At 45.4% G+C, this 17992-nt stretch carries 15 protein-coding genes; 5 read left to right on the top strand and 10 right to left on the bottom strand.

What is annotated here, in order from left to right:
• Window positions 1–353: 353 nt before the first annotated feature.
• The 6 genes from fre to trxA form a co-directional block, all read right to left on the bottom strand.
• Complete coding sequence (fre, locus tag ACQEXR_RS14075; protein WP_331417624.1) at window positions 354–1067, bottom strand: NAD(P)H-flavin reductase; 714 nt, start codon at window positions 1065–1067, stop codon at window positions 354–356.
• Window positions 1068–1081: 14 nt separating this feature from the next.
• Complete coding sequence (locus ACQEXR_RS14080) at window positions 1082–1351, bottom strand: 2Fe-2S iron-sulfur cluster-binding protein (protein ID WP_269378092.1); 270 nt, start codon at window positions 1349–1351, stop codon at window positions 1082–1084.
• A complete protein-coding gene (gene ubiD / locus ACQEXR_RS14085) occupies window positions 1348–3204 on the bottom strand; it encodes a 4-hydroxy-3-polyprenylbenzoate decarboxylase (protein ID WP_427020573.1) in 1857 nt (618 codons plus the stop codon). Before ubiD ends, ACQEXR_RS14080 begins: the two co-directional genes overlap by 4 nt.
• A gap of 93 nt (window positions 3205–3297) precedes the next feature.
• On the bottom strand, window positions 3298–4293 hold the full coding sequence (locus tag ACQEXR_RS14090) for a hypothetical protein (RefSeq protein WP_331417626.1): 996 nt from the start codon (window positions 4291–4293) through the stop codon (window positions 3298–3300).
• Between the two features lie 105 nt (window positions 4294–4398).
• A complete protein-coding gene (gene rho, locus ACQEXR_RS14095; RefSeq protein WP_138971480.1) occupies window positions 4399–5658 on the bottom strand; it encodes a transcription termination factor Rho in 1260 nt (419 codons plus the stop codon).
• A gap of 201 nt (window positions 5659–5859) precedes the next feature.
• Window positions 5860–6186, bottom strand: a complete 327-nt coding sequence (trxA, locus tag ACQEXR_RS14100) for a thioredoxin TrxA (RefSeq protein ID WP_138971474.1) — start codon at window positions 6184–6186, stop codon at window positions 5860–5862.
• Between the two features lie 112 nt (window positions 6187–6298).
• On the opposite strand from trxA, the gene rhlB reads away from it, so the two are divergent.
• Window positions 6299–7603, top strand: a complete 1305-nt coding sequence (gene rhlB, locus ACQEXR_RS14105) for an ATP-dependent RNA helicase RhlB (protein ID WP_331417627.1) — start codon at window positions 6299–6301, stop codon at window positions 7601–7603.
• A gap of 7 nt (window positions 7604–7610) precedes the next feature.
• Complete coding sequence (gene gppA / locus ACQEXR_RS14110; protein WP_331417628.1) at window positions 7611–9101, top strand: guanosine-5'-triphosphate,3'-diphosphate diphosphatase; 1491 nt, start codon at window positions 7611–7613, stop codon at window positions 9099–9101.
• 67 nt (window positions 9102–9168) lie between these two features.
• Here the strand turns inward: gppA and ACQEXR_RS14115 are convergent, their stop codons facing one another.
• From ACQEXR_RS14115 to recQ, 3 genes are all read right to left on the bottom strand, one after another.
• On the bottom strand, window positions 9169–9837 hold the full coding sequence (locus tag ACQEXR_RS14115; RefSeq protein ID WP_138971471.1) for a 7-cyano-7-deazaguanine/7-aminomethyl-7-deazaguanine transporter: 669 nt from the start codon (window positions 9835–9837) through the stop codon (window positions 9169–9171).
• Window positions 9838–10045: 208 nt separating this feature from the next.
• Window positions 10046–10378, bottom strand: a complete 333-nt coding sequence (locus tag ACQEXR_RS14120) for a DUF3630 family protein (RefSeq protein WP_269378098.1) — start codon at window positions 10376–10378, stop codon at window positions 10046–10048.
• The gene (recQ, locus tag ACQEXR_RS14125; RefSeq protein WP_331417629.1) at window positions 10371–12209 is read right to left on the bottom strand and encodes an ATP-dependent DNA helicase RecQ; all 1839 of its coding nucleotides are present in this window, start codon (window positions 12207–12209) and stop codon (window positions 10371–10373) included. The genes ACQEXR_RS14120 and recQ overlap by 8 nt, the downstream gene beginning before the upstream one ends.
• 163 nt (window positions 12210–12372) lie before the next feature.
• On the opposite strand from recQ, the gene rarD reads away from it, so the two are divergent.
• The 3 genes from rarD to ACQEXR_RS14140 all read left to right on the top strand — a co-directional run bounded on the left by rarD (window position 12373) and on the right by ACQEXR_RS14140 (window position 14896).
• A complete protein-coding gene (gene rarD, locus ACQEXR_RS14130) occupies window positions 12373–13287 on the top strand; it encodes an EamA family transporter RarD (protein WP_427020574.1) in 915 nt (304 codons plus the stop codon).
• Between the two features lie 71 nt (window positions 13288–13358).
• Window positions 13359–14153, top strand: a complete 795-nt coding sequence (locus ACQEXR_RS14135) for an AraC family transcriptional regulator (protein ID WP_331417631.1) — start codon at window positions 13359–13361, stop codon at window positions 14151–14153.
• Between the two features lie 74 nt (window positions 14154–14227).
• A complete protein-coding gene (locus tag ACQEXR_RS14140) occupies window positions 14228–14896 on the top strand; it encodes a LysE family translocator (protein WP_427020575.1) in 669 nt (222 codons plus the stop codon).
• A 710-nt stretch (window positions 14897–15606) separates the two neighbouring features.
• Here ACQEXR_RS14140 and uvrD read toward each other — a convergent pair.
• A complete protein-coding gene (gene uvrD / locus ACQEXR_RS14145) occupies window positions 15607–17778 on the bottom strand; it encodes a DNA helicase II (protein WP_427020576.1) in 2172 nt (723 codons plus the stop codon).
• Window positions 17779–17992: the final 214 nt, after the last annotated feature.

Consider the following 17992-nt stretch of genomic DNA (forward strand, 5'->3'; position numbering starts at 1 on the left):
AGTGCCCACACAGATTGATAGGTTTATATTGTTAAAGAGCTGCTCTTCTTTGTGACCAACATCACTTCGGAAGAGGCAGCCATTCTAGCGTTTCAATTCTAAGTGTCAAACACTTTTTTGAATTTTTTATTTCAAACTTTTCAATTCGAAATTTTGCTAGTTGGCTTTACTGATTTACCGCTGAGGCCTTGTGGCGTCTGCCGTGTCAGTGGATGCGCATTATAGGGAGTTGAGTTTTAAGCGCAAGCCCTTTTTCAAATTAAATTGAAAAAAAAGACCGTTCGCTGAATTTATATTCAAAACCATTAAAAAAGGGAGCGAAACGCTCCCTTTTTAACCATCTTATCTAGGTTTTAGATAAAGGCATACGCATCAGCAAACATGTTTTCAGCTAACGCCTGCTTGTTAAGCGTGAATTGTTCTCGCGCTGCGCCTGCCATTTCAAAGCGTCCCGCTATATAGATGTCGTACTGTGCAAGCGACTCGAAGTCTTGAGCAACTGCTTGTAAGACATTACCAACCTTCCCTTGCCACTCTTGCCCAGCGTCTTCTACAACAGGGATAAAGTGAACATGGCTGTTCTTGCTAGCAATCTCTTCTAATTCTTGTTTTGCATAAAGTTGGCGTTCATCACGCCCACCCCAGTATAGATGGATTTCGTTCTCTCGATTTTGAGCCAAGCAATGATCTAGGATTGAACGAACGTAACTAAAGCCTGTGCCACCAGCAATGAGCAATATTGGTCGTTCACTCGCTTCTCTCACCCACGCATCACCATGAGGCGCGTCTATTGTCACTTCGCCATCATTTTCCATTGCTGCTTTCATTGCTTCGACAACTTCCTGGGCATAAGCGTTGTGCTCGGCAGCACCAATATGAAGTTCTAATTCTCCTTCATGTCGGCATGGGCTGCTGGCGATTGAAAATGGGCGTTTGTCTTTTTCTCCCATTACAACCATTAGATATTGGCCAGCTTTAAAGCTAACAGGGCTCTCTGGATGTAATAAGATCTGGTAAGTATTGCAAGCCAACGGCTGAATTGACTTTACTTTGCATTGAATAGTCATGGTCTTCCTCTCGCTTACTCTTCAAAAGTAAGCACTAATCTACTTTCTGCGAAGGCTTGGCAGGCAAATATCCAACCCTGCTGTTGCTCTTTCTCTGTGAGCATTGGTTCCAGGTGATAAGAGACTTTCCCTTCGAGTTTACGACATAAACAGGCGGCGCATGCGCCAACCTGGCAGCGGTGGGGGAAGCGAATGTTATTGTTGAGCGCAGCTTCCAACACCGTTTGTCCATTCTGTACTTCAAATTGTATATTGTCTGGAAGCAGAATGACGGAATGGCTCATAGAATACTCAACTTATCCCAAAACGCATCGATTTTCGCCACAAGTTGTGGATCTTTCTTGATAGGTGTACCCCATTCTCGCACGACTTCCTCACCTTCAATCTTATTGGTTGCATCAAGAACAAGTCGAGAAAGGTGTTTATCCGTTTGCTGAACTTGTTTGGTATCACGAGCAGGATCCATACGTGTCGTGACAGCCCAAATAATATCGTTCCAGTCTTTGGCGTTGACATCTTGATCGCAAAGAATGACAAACTTAGGTTCCCCATGCTGCAATAAGTAGTCTTCTACTTTCTGGGCGAGTTCTTGCGATTGGCCTGAACGCGTCTTTTTCATCGTTACGATGGCAAAGCCGTTGTTACGTGCTTTCTCTGGAATATAGAAATCAACGACTTCAGGGTGGCTGTCGATAAATGCGGCAATCGCCGCCTCATCAAGTGCGGTATGCTGACTCTCGCTACCCTGCGATGATGCAAGTTCTGCATCCCATTTAATTGTTGCGTCGAGCCCCATCTTAGAGCCTAGGCCAACAACCGGAGACGCAAAATCTAATGAGTCGATGGGTGTATTTTCGATAAACAAGGTATCACGAGTCGGCTCCATATGCTGTGTCATCGCTTCAACGACTTGATTCCAGTCGCGTGCGTTCACCTTTTCATCGCATACAATAACGAATTTTGTATACATGAACTGACGTAGGAACGACCATACTCCCATCATGACTCGCTTAGCATGACCTGGATATTGTTTCTTCATCGTCACTACTGCCATTCGATACGAACAGCCCTCAGGTGGCAGATAGAAATCTTCTATCTCAGGGAACTGTTTTTGCAGTATCGGTACAAAGACTTCGTTGAGAGCGACACCTAATACGGCAGGTTCATCTGGCGGACGACCTGTGTAAGTACTGTGATAAATGGCGTCTCTGCGCATACTGATATGAGTAATGGTAAAGACGTGGTGCTTTTCCTTTTCGTTATAGTATCCAGTATGATCACCGTACGGCCCTTCATCAGCAAACTCGTTCGAATCAATGTAGCCCTCCATGACGATTTCAGCACTAGCAGGAACTTCAAGATCATTGCTGAGTGATTTCACCACTTCTGTCTTCTTACCACGTAGCAGACCGGCAAACGCATACTCAGATAAAGTATCTGGTACAGGCGTTACCGCACCTAAGATAGTCGCAGGATCTGCACCAAAGGCAACGGATACAGGGAAGGGTTTACCTGGATGAGTTTCCATCCAATCACGTAGGTCTAAAGCACCACCGCGATGCGCTAACCAGCGCATGATAATTTTGTTCTTCGCAATTTTCTGTTGGCGATAGATACCTAAGTTTTGGCGTTTTTTATTTGGCCCTTTAGTAACGGTCAACCCCCAAGTAAGCAATGGCGCCACATCATCTTGCCAGCAACTCATTACTGGAATTTTATCAAGATCAACATCGTCACCCTGCCAAACGATCTCCTGACACGGTGCCTTGCGCAAGCGTTTAGCGGGCATATTCAGAACTTGTTTGAAGACCGGCAACTTATCGAGTGCGTCTTTAAAGCCTTTAGGCGGCTCAGGCTCTTTTAGATACGCAAGCAACTTTCCAACTTCTCGCAACTCTTTGACATCCTGACGTCCCATACCAATAGCCACTCGTTCCGGTGTGCCAAATAGGTTGGTTAAGACTGGCATGTCATAGCCAATGGGATTTTCAAACAACAGTGCAGGACCACCCGCTCTAAGCGTTCGATCGCTGATCTCTGTCATTTCATAGTGAGGGTCAACAGGATGGGAAATTCGTTTCAGCTTCCCTTCTTGCTCTAGATGAGCGATAAAATCGCGTAAATCCTTAAAACTCATAGGCCTACTAATGGGCTGGTTAATCTGCATGCAGTATAACAAAAAAGAGGAATCGACCGATCCCTCTTTTTTATGTGGTTATTTCATCAATGATTACTGGCCGATAACAGTTAAAATTGCTCGACTGTTTACTTGTTGGTTGGTACTAGCCAACTCTTCTAGCCAAGATGAGTAACCCTGACGAGCTAACTCGCCAGCAATAAATCTCGCATCATCAGAAATCGCCATTCGAGTAATTAAAAACTCTTTTACCTCTTTAGACATCGGTCTTATCTTGGTCAACTCTGTAATTGCAGCTTCTTTCAAGCTCGGATTCTGCGTAGCTTGGATCACCTGATTTAGCGAAAAATCATTACCAACCTTAGCTAAGCGAACCAATTCAGATTCACTGTTAAAGTCTGCCTTCATTAACCAGAGCAACTTATACACTTCTGGATCTTCACTTACTTGCGCTAGACGAACCATTACTGCCGAAGATGGCAGCCAGCTGATTACCGCTTCACGAGTCAGCTGTTGGCAAAGACGAGTAATGGCTTCTGGTGATAGGCTATCGAGCTCTCTAATCAGCAAAGCTTCTCGAGCCTGAACCTGATATTCACTTCCTTGTAACCATTGCTTAAGAACCAACTCTCCTCTTTCTGCCTCTAATACGAATGCCAGTGTGGATTGGTCTTGGTGCCATTGTTTTAACAGTCGATTGGCGATGGCAGGATAGTTGAAAGCAGGCACCGTAAACTCATAGCCCTCACCTCTTTCTAGGAGCTGATAGGTAGGCACCATTGATTTTTGTTGCTCAACAAACAGCGCCATTTTAGGCGTCATGATCAGGTTTTGGTCTTCAATCTTTTTGAGCAATAGATAACGAGACACTTCTTGGACAGGAAGTGAGAGTCTTTGTAGAGCGAAGTTAAGGCCATCAATATCATCTTCGATAGCCAAAGAGAGTAGCTCAGCCACTTTATCATGCACTTGTGGCTCTTGAAGCCATTGTTCTATACGCTGCGGCTGCATCTCAGTTGCAGTGACAGGCGGAACCCCAAGCAGTATCAAGACAGACAGGAGTACCGACGACAACATTCCTTGTTGCATGTTAACCTCCTTGTAACATTTCAATCCATTGTGCTCGCAATCACTGGATAATGCAAACAAAAACGCCACCTAGCAAAGGTGGCGTTTATCAAGATCATTTAATGCTTATTGACGACGCATCGCGTCAAAGAATTCATCATTCGTCTTGGTCATAGCAAGCTTATCGATTAGGAATTCCATCGCATCGGTTTCACCCATTGGATGAACAATCTTACGTAGGATCCACATTTTCTGTAGCTCTTCGTTCTTAGTTAGCAACTCTTCACGACGAGTACCTGAGCGGTTGAAGTCAATCGCTGGGAAAACGCGTTTTTCTGCAATCTTACGGTTCAGGTGTATTTCCATGTTACCTGTACCTTTAAACTCTTCGTAGATAACTTCGTCCATCTTAGAACCCGTATCCACAAGTGCCGTTGCTAGAATAGTTAGGCTTCCGCCCTCTTCTACGTTACGAGCTGCACCGAAGAAGCGCTTAGGACGGTGCAATGCGTTAGCATCAACACCACCAGTCAGAACTTTACCTGATGAAGGAACAACTGTGTTGTACGCACGTGCTAGACGAGTAATCGAATCAAGCAGGATTACAACGTCTTTCTTGTGTTCAACAAGACGTTTCGCTTTTTCGATAACCATTTCAGCAACCTGAACGTGACGAGACGCTGGCTCATCAAACGTTGATGCAACCACTTCACCTTTAACTAGGCGTTGCATCTCAGTTACTTCTTCTGGACGTTCATCAATAAGAAGAACCATCAGCACACACTCTGGGTGATTGTAAGCAATGCTCTGTGCAATGTTTTGCAGCAGCATTGTTTTACCCGCTTTAGGTGGCGCTACAATCAGACCACGCTGGCCTTTACCGATTGGCGAAGCAAGGTCTAGAACACGAGCAGTAATATCTTCTGTCGAACCGTTACCACGCTCCATCACCATACGCTCGTTAGCGTGTAGTGGCGTCAAGTTTTCAAATAGAATCTTGTTACGCGCGTTGTCTGGTTTGTCATCGTTAACTGTATTGACTTTTAAAAGTGCAAAATAACGTTCACCGTCTTTAGGTGGACGAATTTTACCGGCAATAGAGTCACCTGTACGTAAGTTAAAGCGACGGATCTGGCTTGGTGATACATAAATATCGTCTGGGCCAGCTAAGTACGAACTATCCGCACTACGTAAGAAACCAAAGCCGTCTTGAAGTATTTCCAGAACCCCGTCGCCAAAAATATCTTCACCGCTTTTCGCGTGCGCTTTAAGGATCGCGAAGATAATGTCTTGTTTTCTTAGGCGCGCAAGGTTTTCAAGGCCTAAGCTCTCGCCAAGTTTGACAAGATCAGACACAGGTCTGTTCTTCAGTTCTGTTAGATTCATGGTGGTGGATACTTGTTTAGTCAAAATAGGATCTGTTTTTTTGGTTAAGATGGATTTGGTCACAGGATCGACCAAGAAGAGAAACTTGTTTATTTAACGTGCGATAAACTAGCACTAAATACTAGCCTAGTCTAGATTTTGTTGGTGTTCAAAAACAAAACCGTGCATTAGATAAAATGCACGGCCTTATTGGGTAACTGATTATAGGTTTGCGTCCAAGAACTCTTTTAGTTGAGTTTTTGATAGCGCACCTACTTTCGTTGCAGCCACGTTACCATCTTTGAATAGAAGCAACGTTGGGATACCACGAATACCAAACTTAGGTGGAGTACCTGCGTTTTGGTCGATATTTAGTTTACCGATAGTGAGTTTGCCTTCGTACTCGTCAGCGATTTCGTCCAAAATAGGCGCGATCATCTTACATGGACCACACCATTCTGCCCAAAAATCTACAAGAACTGGGCCTGCAGCGTTAATTACATCGGCTTCAAAACCGTCATCAGTTAGCTGCAAAATCTTATCACTCATCTTCCACTCCAATGTGTTTTTTCGGAACTGGTTGGATGATAACCAGTATTTAGATGCCCTATTGGAATGTATTTACTTCCGTATTGCAAGTGTAAGCTGATATTCTATAGCAATGAAAAAGACGCATATCACAGAGCAAAAGTTCGCCGATTTAGGTTTACACCCTAAAATTACTGAAGGTTTGGAGAAAAAAGGGTTCGATTTTTGTACCCCAATCCAAGCTTTGGCGTTGCCGGTACTGCTCACCGGCCAAGACATCGCAGGACAAGCCCAAACGGGTACAGGTAAGACATTGGCTTTCCTTACTGCTACTTTTAACCACTTACTGACGACGCCTGAACATGAGGGTCGCAAGCCAAATCAGCCTAGAGCAATTATTATGGCTCCAACGCGTGAACTGGCTATCCAGATTTACAACGATGCAGAACCTTTGATCGCTAGTACTGGTATCAAAGCTGCACTCGCTTATGGTGGCGAAAGCTACGATAAGCAATTAGCAACGCTTGAGAATGGTGTCGATATCCTGATCGGTACAACTGGTCGTATTATCGATTTTTACAAGCAACGTGTATTTAACCTAAACAACATCCAAGCTGTCGTTTTAGACGAAGCTGATCGCATGTTCGATCTTGGTTTTATTAAAGATATTCGTTTCTTGTTCCGTCGCATGCCTGAGCCAAAAGAACGTTTGAATATGCTGTTCTCTGCAACACTGTCTTACCGTGTTCAAGAGCTGGCGTTCGAGCATATGCATAATCCAGAGCACGTTGTTGTTGAGCCAAATGTGAAAACAGGTCACCGTATTCAGGAAGAACTGTTCTACCCATCCAACGAACACAAAATGGCTCTGCTTCAGACGCTTATTGAAGAAGAGTGGCCAGATCGTGCAATCATCTTTGCAAACACTAAACATAAGTGTGAATCAGTCTGGGGCCATCTTGCAGCAGACGGACACCGAGTAGGCCTGCTAACGGGTGATGTTCCTCAGAAGAAACGTGAGCGCATCTTAGAGCAATTTACGCTTGGTGAAGTTGACTTACTTGTTGCAACCGACGTTGCTGCACGTGGTCTTCATATTCCACAAGTGACGCACGTATTCAACTTTGATCTACCTGACGACTGCGAAGATTACGTACACCGTATCGGTCGTACTGGTCGAGCAGGCGCAAGCGGTCACTCTATTAGTTTCGCGTGTGAAGATTACGCAATTAACCTTCCACCAATTGAAGAGTATATCGAACACTCTATTCCTGTTTCTGATTACGACCCTAGTGCTCTGATCCAAGATCTACCAGCACCTATTCGCATGCGTTCAAACCGTCCGCAGCAGCAACGTCGTACGAACACTGGAGGTTCGAGATCAGGAAATCGTCGTTCGAACCATCGCTCTCGTCCACGCCAACAAAAGGATTCTTAAGTCGTCTATGAGCCAAGCAGTTTCATCTCCGCTATACGCAGCCATCGACCTCGGGTCGAACAGTTTTCATATGCTCGTTGTGCGTCACATTGATGGCAGCGTTCAGACTATGGCTAAAATAAAACGCAAAGTTCGTCTTGCGGCTGGCTTAAGCGACAATAACTCGCTAAGTCTAGAAGCCATGCAACGCGGATGGGACTGCTTGAGTCTTTTTGCTGAACGACTTCAAGATATCGATAAGGAAAACATCCGTATTGTTGGAACGGCAACACTACGAACAGCGACGAATGTGGATGTTTTTCTTGAGAAAGCCAACCAGATCCTCGGCCACAAAATCGAAGTCATCTGTGGTGAAGAGGAAGCTGCAACAATCTATAAAGGTGTTGCGCACACGTCAGGGGGGAGCGGCCGTCGCTTAGTGGTAGATATTGGCGGTGCCAGCACCGAGCTCATTATCGGAGAAGGCTTTGAAGCCAAAGCATTGACTAGTCTGAAAATGGGCTGCGTCACTTGGTTGGAGCGGCATTTTAAAGATCGCCAGCTGACGGTAAGCAATTTCAACAACGCGATTCAAGCCGCTAAAGAGACCTTACAACCTATCTTGCAGCAGTACACGCAAATCGGATGGGATGTTTGTGTTGGTGCTTCAGGTACCGTTCAAGCTCTTCAGGAGATTATGCTGGCGCAAGGTATGGACGAAGTCATCACCCACTCCAAACTCAAGCGTTTGCAGAAACAAGCCATGATGGCAGATCACCTCGAAGAGCTAGAAATTGAAGGATTAACTTTAGAACGCGCCTTGGTATTCCCAAGTGGTCTATCGATCTTGATAGCAATCTTCGAGCTGTTAGAAATCGAGTCCATGACGCTTGCTGGCGGTGCTCTACGCGAAGGTTTGGTCTATGAGATGGTGGATGAACTAAAGCAAGACGATATTCGTGCACGCACTATTTGCAGTGTTCAAAGTCGTTATCAGCTTGATGTTGATTATGGTCAGCAAGTTGCCGACATGGCAGCAAGACTACTGGCAGAATGTCAGCCTGACTGGATAACTGAGGCACAAGCAAAAGTCCTATTAGAGACAGCCGCCAAGCTACATGAAATCGGTTTGACCATCGACTATAAGAAAGGTGGTGAGCATAGCGCTTATCTACTTCAGCAACTTGACCTACCTGGTTACACTCGAGCGCAAAAACACCTGTTAGGTGAACTGGCACGACGTTATCGTGAGCAGCTAACTTCTTTGCCAGAGCAACACGCTCTTTCAGGTTCAAGCGCCAAACGGGTATTGCGCCTGTTACGCTTAGCGGTCTTGCTTACTCATCGCCGTAATCCTGATCTTGAGCCAAACATTACCTTTGGTTCTAATGATGACCAGCTAACACTGACTATCAAATCTGAATGGCTAAAAGCCAACCCACTGACCGCCGCAGAGCTTGAGATTGAAGCTAACCGTCAAAGTGATATCGGCTGGCCTTTATCGATTGTTGAATACTGAACTTCGAATCAATAAAAAGCCCGAGAGACATCATCACTCGGGCTTTTTTTATCTTTCCAGACTGAAATCAGTTGGCTCCAACCACTTTAAACTCAGGGTTAACCGCCGTCAGTTTTTTCACTAGGTAGTTAAGTAGCACACCATACATTGGAACAAACAGACCTAAACTGATCACCAGCTTAAATCCATAATCCACCAGCGCAATTTCAGTCCAGTGTTCAGCCATAAATGGATCAGGGCTTTGGTAAAACGCAATCGCAAAGAAGGCAATGGTATCGAGCGCATTACCAAACAAAGTCGAACACGTAGGAGCAACCCACCACTGTTTCATCTGACGCAGACGATTGAACACATGAACATCTAAGATCTGACCGAGTAGATAAGCCATAAAACTCGCAATCGCGATACGAGCGACGAATAGATTAAACTCGCCAAGATGTGCAAGACCTTGGAACTGCCCTTCAAAGAACAATACTGACAAAGCGTAAGAGACCGCTAACGCAGGAAGCATCACTAGAAAAATAATTTTTCGGGCAAGCTGAGCACCGAAAACGCGCACAGTGAGATCCGTTGCCAAAAAGATAAATGGGAAAGTGAATGCACCCCAAGTGGTATGGAAACCAAAGACGGTGAAAGGTAGCTGAACCAAGTAATTGCTGGAAGCAATAATCACTAGGTGGAACAGGACTAATAATAAAAGGGCTTTGCGCTGCTGCGCAGGGGTAAAGTTACTCATGCGATACCTTTTTAGTTTGGTTTGGGGGTGAGGGAACCCAAATCGACCACTTACGTAATAACGAAAGTCGCCTTACCAACAATGTAATGAAAAAATTCTCGATATTGACCATATAAAACGTGAACAATATCGCGGCGGGCGATTATACATTAACCAATCATCGCCGCAAGCATGAGTTTTCGAGCAATCGTTGACGTGTTCTTTTTTCTTAGAAACCACGTTCAAATAGTGAAGCGAGGAAATCCAACTCTTCTTTGCTCTCTTCGATAGAAAGCGCTTCTAGCCATAGACTTTCGCTGTAGTGTTCAGACTTGAGGAACAATTGACAACCTTCAAAATCAATCAACCAAGAGTGAATGTCCGCATCCCACTGTTTTTCAACCACAGTAGCCGAGAGTAGCTGGAGCATTCGCTGAGCTAAATCGGGAAAACTATCAAAATCAAAGCGAGGAGAACGAATGATAATACGACCTTCATCGGCCAGATAAGTATGCAGGCCAAACTCCGTTTGTTGCTCATTAGTGATGAGATTTTCAGCCATGGTGGGTCAAATGCTCCTGAATTAAATCTAAAAATGGATCTGCATATTTCTCTAATTTGCGTTGCCCTACCCCATTTACCGCCAACATTTCGCCATACGACGTCGGTAATATTTCCGCCATATCAATCAAGGTGGCATCGCTAAAGACAACATATGGCGGTAAGCCATCTTCGTCGGCAATGGACTTACGTAATCTGCGTAATTTAGCAAACAGCTTTTTATCGTAGTTTTTGCTCGATAATTTATCGGATTTCGCCGCGCGAGCGGCGGTATCAAGACGCGGAACGGCCAACTCCAAGGACATTTCACCGCGTAGCAACGGACGAGCTTCTTCAGTGAGCTGCAACGTCGAATTACGGGTGATATTTTGAAATAGCAATCCTTTGTGAATCAGTTGACGAAAGACACTGACCCAGTAGTCATGGCTATTTTCTCGTCCCAGACCATAAGTTGACAACTTATCGTGGCCATTTTCACGGATACGAATATTCTGCATACCGCGTAATACCTCAACCACGTACCCCATCCCAAAGGATTGGTTGACTCGGTAGACACATGACAAAGCTTTCTGAGCCTGCTCTGTGGCATCAAAGTGTTTAGGTGGATCAAGGCAGATATCGCAGTTTCCACATGGTTTGTCGCGGTACTCACCGAAATAGTTGAGCAATACCTGACGACGGCAGGTTTGCGCTTCAGCGAATGCACTCATGGCATTGAGTTTATGAGCTTCAACCTGCTTTTGCGGGCCTTCATCCTTTTCATCAAGCATACGGCGCAGCCAACTGATATCCGCAGGATCATAAAGCATCATCGCTTCAGCAGGTAAGCCATCACGGCCAGCTCGCCCCGTTTCCTGATAATATGACTCGATGTTTCTCGGAATATCAAAGTGAACAACAAAACGGACGTTAGGCTTGTTGATACCCATACCAAATGCGACTGTCGCCACCACAATTTGAATATCATCGCGTTGAAATGCATCTTGGACATAGGCGCGTTCATCGGCCTCTAAACCTGCGTGGTAGCTTGCCGCACGAAGACCGTTATTGCACAGTTTCTCCGTTACCATTTCGACTTTTTTACGGCTGCCACAATAAATAATCCCACAATTACCGCGCTGCTCTTCAAGGAAACGCACCACCTGAGAAATCGGTTTGTGCTTCTCTACCAAGGTATAACGAATATTTGGTCGGTCAAAGCTACCTAAGTAAACATGGGGGTCGTTGAGTTGAAGTCGCTGCGTAATATCAGAACGTGTCGCATCATCCGCTGTTGCGGTCAGAGCCATCACCGGCAGATGAGGAAAGTACTGTTTCAGTTGACCCAGTGACGCGTATTCCGGTCGAAAATCATGTCCCCACTGAGAAATACAGTGCGCCTCATCGACCGCAATCATAGATAAAGGTAAGCCTTCTAGACGCTCGATAAAATCTCGCATCAATACTCGCTCGGGTGACACATAGATAAGTTTAATCGCGCCAGAGTTCATGCGATTGTAGACGGAGATCAATTCTTCACGCGGCATCGTTGAGTTAATACACTCAGCCGCCACGCCGTTGGCTTTCAGTTGGTCAACCTGATCTTTCATCAAGGAGATCAACGGCGAGATAACTAAGGTTATTCCACTGCGCACTAGAGCGGGGATCTGGTAACACAAAGATTTACCGCCACCCGTAGGCATAATCACTAAACTGTCTAGCCCTGCGACCGCAGCATCGATCACTTCTTGCTGACCATCACGAAAGCTTTGGTAACCAAAAACATCTTCTAGGATGCTCTGTGGCGTCGGCTGTTCGGCTGGAGATTGCTGGGCTAAAAGAGTCGAGGTCATGAATTATCTCAATAGAATTGCAAGGCAAAGGCGTGTCAAACGCGAGGGGCACATTGTAGTGGGGTTTAGCGGTGAATAAAACCGCAAATTGTTAGGTGATTTTGATAGTCATTCGTATACTGCATGTTTCAATTTGTAAATTTCCTGATTACGAGTAATGTCGATGACTCCAGAAGAACAGCAAAGAGCCAAACAGGGTGTCTTTCTTGCCATTGGTGCTTACACCATGTGGGGTATCGCCCCAATCTATTTCAAGGCTCTGGCAGATGTATCTCCACTAGAAATTCTCAGCCATCGCGTCATTTGGTCGTTTTTCTTACTTGCCGCCCTGCTCCATTTGGGTCGCCGCTGGCGCAATGTCCGAGATGTCATCAAATCGAAGCAAAAACTCCTCTATCTGGTGACGACTGCACTTCTTGTTGGAGCCAACTGGCTTATCTTCATCTGGGCTGTCAATGCTGATCATATGCTCGACGCAAGTCTCGGGTACTACATCAATCCTTTGATTAACGTGTTACTTGGAATGCTATTTCTGGGAGAGCGTCTTAGAAAGCTTCAGTGGTTCGCCGTTGCTCTTGCTGCATGCGGTGTGCTAGTACAGCTCTTTGTCTTTGGTTCTATTCCAGTCGTTGCGATTGCGCTAGCTCTGAGCTTTGGTTTTTACGGTCTATTGCGCAAAAAAGTCAGCCTAGAAGCACAAACAGGACTGTTTATTGAGACCTTGGTTCTACTACCTGCTGCAGCGATTTATCTGCTGTGGATTGCTGATACGCCAACATCCAACATCATGGAAAATCCACTAAACCTTAATGTGTTGCTGATTTCCGCAGGCGTTATTACCACACTGCCCCTGCTCTGCTTTACTGGTGCTGCGACTCGACTAAAGTTATCGACACTGGGCTTTTTCCAGTACATTGGACCAAGCCTGATGTTCTTGCTTGCGGTATTGGTTTACGGAGAAGCATTTACCGTCGATAAAGCGATTACGTTCGCCTTTATTTGGGGAGCTTTGGTGATCTTCAGCGTCGATGGATTAAGAAGCAATCAGCAGTCAAAACGAGCTCTTAAAGCCAACTGATCGTTTTTTACAAGACAATCTCTACCACTAACTATAAGCTTGGTGAAATAATCACCAAGCTTTTTTGTTCTATGGATAAGGTCAACTACCACACGACGCAAAATAAAGAGATAAGCCTGATAGAAGCAAATTATCAGTCATTTGCTTTTTCGCGCCACTATCATCTTGATTTTCATATTGGTCTTATTACTGGTGGAGAACAAAAATTTCACTATCAAGGCGAAAAACATCATGTCGGCAAAGGCCAGCTAGTCATCATGCCTCCCGATGAACTGCATGATGGTCAATCCACCCTTGATTCCGGTTATCAAGTTCGAGTGTTCTCGCTAGAGCCTCAATGGTTGAGCAAGCTTGCCCAACTTAAACAACCAAACAGTTTGATTCACTTCAACCGACTCGTCGTATCGGACACTCAAGTATTTCAGTCACTCTCGCAGCTTCATCAATTATTAGCGAATGACGATGTCAGCCAACTCGCGAGAGATTGCTTGCCATACGAAGGATTTGAACGGCTCTTTAGTCACTACGGCAGCCTAGAACAAAAACGCGCTGTACCACTTGGCAATCAGTCGATGGCGACGCTCAAAGAGTATTTAATGCATAATCTTGATCAACCCGTTCGACTCGAACAGTTGTCTCAGTTGTGCCAACTCAGCCCGACCCAGTTTCAACGCCATTTCAAAGCAAAAGTGGGACTCACACCCTACGCTTGGTTAAGTCGTTTACGAATGGAACAAGGAATGAAACTCCTCAAGTCAGGTATCAGTGGAACCGAAGTGGCTCATCAGGTCGGGTTCTACGATCAAGCTCATTTCAGTAAAGCCTTCAAAGCAACTTTTGGTGTTCCACCTTCACAGATTAACTAGTGTCAGTTTTTTACAATCCTCGCTAAGAATTTGTTGACACACTGGATGTATTAATCACGAATCAATTTACCGTCATGAATGAACTCACCATCCTATCCACTCTTGCCATCGTACACTTCATTGCGCTGATGAGCCCAGGGCCTGACTTTGCCTTAGTGGTCCAAAATGCCACTCGCTATGGCCGACAGACTGGCTTTTACATCGCTCTCGGCCTCTCTTTTGGCATCTTGCTGCACTCCATTCTCAGCCTAACTGGTGTCAGCTATTTGGTTCACCAGCAGCCGGCTCTGTTCGCTCTGTTGCAACTGGCTGGTGGCAGCTATTTAACCTATCTCGGTTACGGTGCTCTAAATGCGACAATCGTTGCCTTTCGTAGAAACCATTGCGAAGGCGAGAAGGACGAATCTTCCTCTTTGTTACTCACCAACAAGCGCGAAGCTTTCTCTCGTGGTTTTGCCACCAACATTCTTAATCCCAAGGCGCTGGTGTTTTTTGTCAGTTTAATGTCGAGCCTAGTTCCTGCCGGCATGTCTTTAGGAGGCAAAGGTATTGCCCTAATGATTCTTTGGAGTTTGTCGTTATTTTGGTTTTCTTTTCTTGCTTGGGCGCTATCCACACAGCGTATGCAACGCAAAGTTAAAGCATTTGCTGTCTACATTGATGTCTTATGTGGTGTTATTTTTAGCGTGATTGGTTTAAGTATTTTGTGGCAATCAGCATCAAATTTACTGGCGCAGCTTTGAGTCACCCTCACAATTGTTTGAGCAACCTCACACCTTGCCATCAGACTCATATCGGAAATAGTACCGAAATGCCCGCCACCTTGTGCGAGATTTCTCACATGCAAGTAAGTAAAAATAACTTTTTCATTAAGAAAAATACATCACAACCAACTCAAGCCATTGATAAATAAAGATACGTACAAATTTCGAGCGAATTTTTATGTAGAAAAACGTTTGCGTAGTATTGCTGAACATCTACGAATCGGTAATATGAACCTTGTCGGAAGGATGCTGACACGGAACAGGAAATTACCACGGATTAGGTAATCTTCAGGAAGAAGATACGGTTATTCAGGATGAATAGTCGGCATGGAAAGCAAATTGGACATTGAACGGACGCAATAGTAACTAGGATGGTTGCTACTAAGGATGGGAAATGGACACCTCTGGATGAGGCAAGGACTGATCATCAGGATGATGAAAAGGACACCGCTCAGGGAACAAGCGAAGTGAGCTAACGAGGATTGTTAGCAGACCAGGATAGGGTCAAGGACACCGCTAGGATGGCGATGAATGGACTAAGCTGAAGGATGTCAGCATACTATCAAGGATTAGATGCATGGAGCACCTATAGTAGCCGGATTGCTGCGAGTAAGACTATAACCCCGATGGGCGCAAGCCCTCGGGGTTTTTCTTTATTCTTCAAAAGATAAATGAAGTTAACGCCACCTTTACAGCTTTTCTAACTTAGCGTAAGCAGTGACTAACCATTTGATCCCTTCACCATTAAAGGCGACCTGAACTCGGCTCTGCGGGCCACTGCCTTCAAAGTTGATGATCGTTCCTTCACCAAACTTAGGGTGAAGCACTCGAGAACCTAGGCTAAAGCCTGTTTCATTAAAGTTCTCTTTGACCACGGTTTGACTAAAGCGTCCCGAGCTTGCTGGGCGGCTCACTTGCGCTTTCATACGCACTTCATCAAGACAGGTTTCCGGTAGTTCGCGAATAAAGCGCGATGGTTTATGGTACTTGTCTTGACCATATAAGCGGCGCATCTCTGCATAAGTGATGTAAAGCTTCTCCATTGCACGGGTCATACCCACATAGCAAAGACGTCGCTCTTCTTCTAAGCGACCCGCTTCTTCTACCGACATTTGGCTTGGGAACATACCCTCTTCGACACCAACCATGAAGACAAGTGGAAACTCCAGACCTTTCGCACTGTGCAGCGTCATTAGCTGCACGGCATCATCAAATTCATCAGCCTGACCTTCACCAGCCTCTAGAGCGGCGTGCGTCAAAAAGGCCGTCAATAGCGTCATTTCTTCCGCTTCTTCTGGCTTTTCAAATTGGCGGGTTGCCGTGACAAGTTCTTCCAAGTTCTCAATACGAGCCTTGGACTTCTCGCCTTTCTCCTGTTCGTACATTGCGAACAGACCAGAGTATTTGATGACGTGGTCGGTTTGCTCATGGAGCGACATCTCACATGTGTCATCTTCAAGCGCAAGAATCAGCTCGACAAAGCGACTTAATGCCCCCGCAGCTCTTCCTGCCAGTACTTTTTCGTCTAGCAAAGCGATACTCGCTTCCCACATGGTGCAACCACGGTCGCGTGCAGCAAAGCGAATTGTCTCGAGTGTTTTATCTCCAAGGCCACGCGTCGGTGTATTGACCACTCGCTCGAAGGCTGAGTCATCATTTCGATTACTCATTAAACGCAGGTAGCTAAGTGCATCTTTAATCTCTTGACGCTCGAAGAATCGCATACCTCCGTAAATACGATACGGGAGACCCGCCTGAATTAACGCTTCTTCTAACACACGCGATTGGGCGTTATTGCGGTACAGCATAGCGGCATCGTTGAGTGCTCCGCCTTTGTCTTGCCACTCTTTAATTTTGTTGACGACAAAACGGGCTTCATCCAGCTCGTTATAAGCGGAGTAAACAGAAATAGGCTCACCTTCAACCCCATCCGTCCACAACTCTTTGCCCATACGTTCGGTATTATTGGCGATCAGAGTATTAGACGCTTCGAGAATCGTTTTTGTCGAACGGTAATTCTGCTCAAGGCGAATGGTATTAACGCTAGGGAACTCACGAGTAAATTTTTCAATATTTTCGATTTTAGCGCCACGCCAGCCATAAATGGACTGGTCATCATCACCAACAATCATTACATGAGCTTCAGACCCTGCCATCATGCGTAACCACGCATACTGAATGTTGTTGGTATCCTGAAATTCGTCGACCAGAATATGCTTGAAACGAGCCTGATAGTGTTCACGGATATGCTTTTTATCCCGCAGTAACTCATGCGCTCGCAGCAATATTTCGGCAAAGTCGACCAATCCTGCTCTATCACAAGCCTCCTGATAAGCGGTATAGAGTTGCAGATACGTTTTTGTCAAGGGGTCATGGTACGCATCAATGTGATTAGGACGTAGACCCTCATCTTTTTTGCCATTGATCCACCAGCCTACTTGGCGAGCTGGCCACTGCTTCTCATCGAGATTCTGTGCCTTGATTAAGCGACGCAATAAACGCTGCTGATCATCACTATCAATGATCTGAAAATCTTCAGGTAGCTGAGCATCCAAATAGTGAGCGCGTAGAATACGGTGACAAATTCCGTGGAAAGTCCCATTCCACATTCCAGATGCGCTGCCCATCATCAGTTCTTCGATACGCCCACGCATTTCTGCTGCCGCTTTATTGGTAAAAGTGACCGACATAATTGAAAAAGGCGAAGCTTGCTCAACCGACATCAGCCATGCAATACGGTGAACTAACACACGTGTTTTACCACTGCCCGCACCGGCTAGGACAAGTAAATTTTCTAGGGGGGCGGCAACAGCCTCACGCTGTTTATCGTTCAGGCCATCGAGAAGTAATGAAGGATCCATGGGGGCTCAGCTACTGGTTATCTATACATGAAAAACCATTATACCCGAGTGACTTCAAGATGCTAGCAGCAGTAGACCCAAGTCTATTGATTGAACCTTTACGGATTCACGACGAAATGCGCCCCATTTCACCATAAAAATATCTCAATACGAATCTATTAAAATCATCAGGTTAGATTCACGAAAAAAATAAATGTAGGATTTTTTATTATCA

Source organism: Vibrio sp. TRT 2004 (assembly GCF_050113735.1).
GTDB lineage: Bacteria > Pseudomonadota > Gammaproteobacteria > Enterobacterales > Vibrionaceae > Vibrio.

Bases quoted from the DNA above. Each gene is read 5' to 3' on its own strand.
- fre (WP_331417624.1), bottom strand. From the start codon at position 1,067: ATGACTATTCAATGCAAAGTAAAGTCAATTCAGCCGTTGGCTTGCAAT.
- ACQEXR_RS14080 (WP_269378092.1), bottom strand. From the start codon at position 1,351: ATGAGCCATTCCGTCATTCTGCTTCCAGACAATATACAATTTGAAGTA.
- ubiD (WP_427020573.1), bottom strand. From the start codon at position 3,204: ATGAGTTTTAAGGATTTACGCGATTTTATCGCTCATCTAGAGCAAGAA.
- ACQEXR_RS14090 (WP_331417626.1), bottom strand. From the start codon at position 4,293: ATGCAACAAGGAATGTTGTCGTCGGTACTCCTGTCTGTCTTGATACTG.
- rho (WP_138971480.1), bottom strand. From the start codon at position 5,658: ATGAATCTAACAGAACTGAAGAACAGACCTGTGTCTGATCTTGTCAAA.
- trxA (WP_138971474.1), bottom strand. From the start codon at position 6,186: ATGAGTGATAAGATTTTGCAGCTAACTGATGACGGTTTTGAAGCCGAT.
- rhlB (WP_331417627.1), top strand. From the start codon at position 6,299: ATGAAAAAGACGCATATCACAGAGCAAAAGTTCGCCGATTTAGGTTTA.
- gppA (WP_331417628.1), top strand. From the start codon at position 7,611: ATGAGCCAAGCAGTTTCATCTCCGCTATACGCAGCCATCGACCTCGGG.
- ACQEXR_RS14115 (WP_138971471.1), bottom strand. From the start codon at position 9,837: ATGAGTAACTTTACCCCTGCGCAGCAGCGCAAAGCCCTTTTATTATTA.
- ACQEXR_RS14120 (WP_269378098.1), bottom strand. From the start codon at position 10,378: ATGGCTGAAAATCTCATCACTAATGAGCAACAAACGGAGTTTGGCCTG.
- recQ (WP_331417629.1), bottom strand. From the start codon at position 12,209: ATGACCTCGACTCTTTTAGCCCAGCAATCTCCAGCCGAACAGCCGACG.
- rarD (WP_427020574.1), top strand. From the start codon at position 12,373: ATGACTCCAGAAGAACAGCAAAGAGCCAAACAGGGTGTCTTTCTTGCC.
- ACQEXR_RS14135 (WP_331417631.1), top strand. From the start codon at position 13,359: ATGGATAAGGTCAACTACCACACGACGCAAAATAAAGAGATAAGCCTG.
- ACQEXR_RS14140 (WP_427020575.1), top strand. From the start codon at position 14,228: ATGAATGAACTCACCATCCTATCCACTCTTGCCATCGTACACTTCATT.
- uvrD (WP_427020576.1), bottom strand. From the start codon at position 17,778: ATGGATCCTTCATTACTTCTCGATGGCCTGAACGATAAACAGCGTGAG.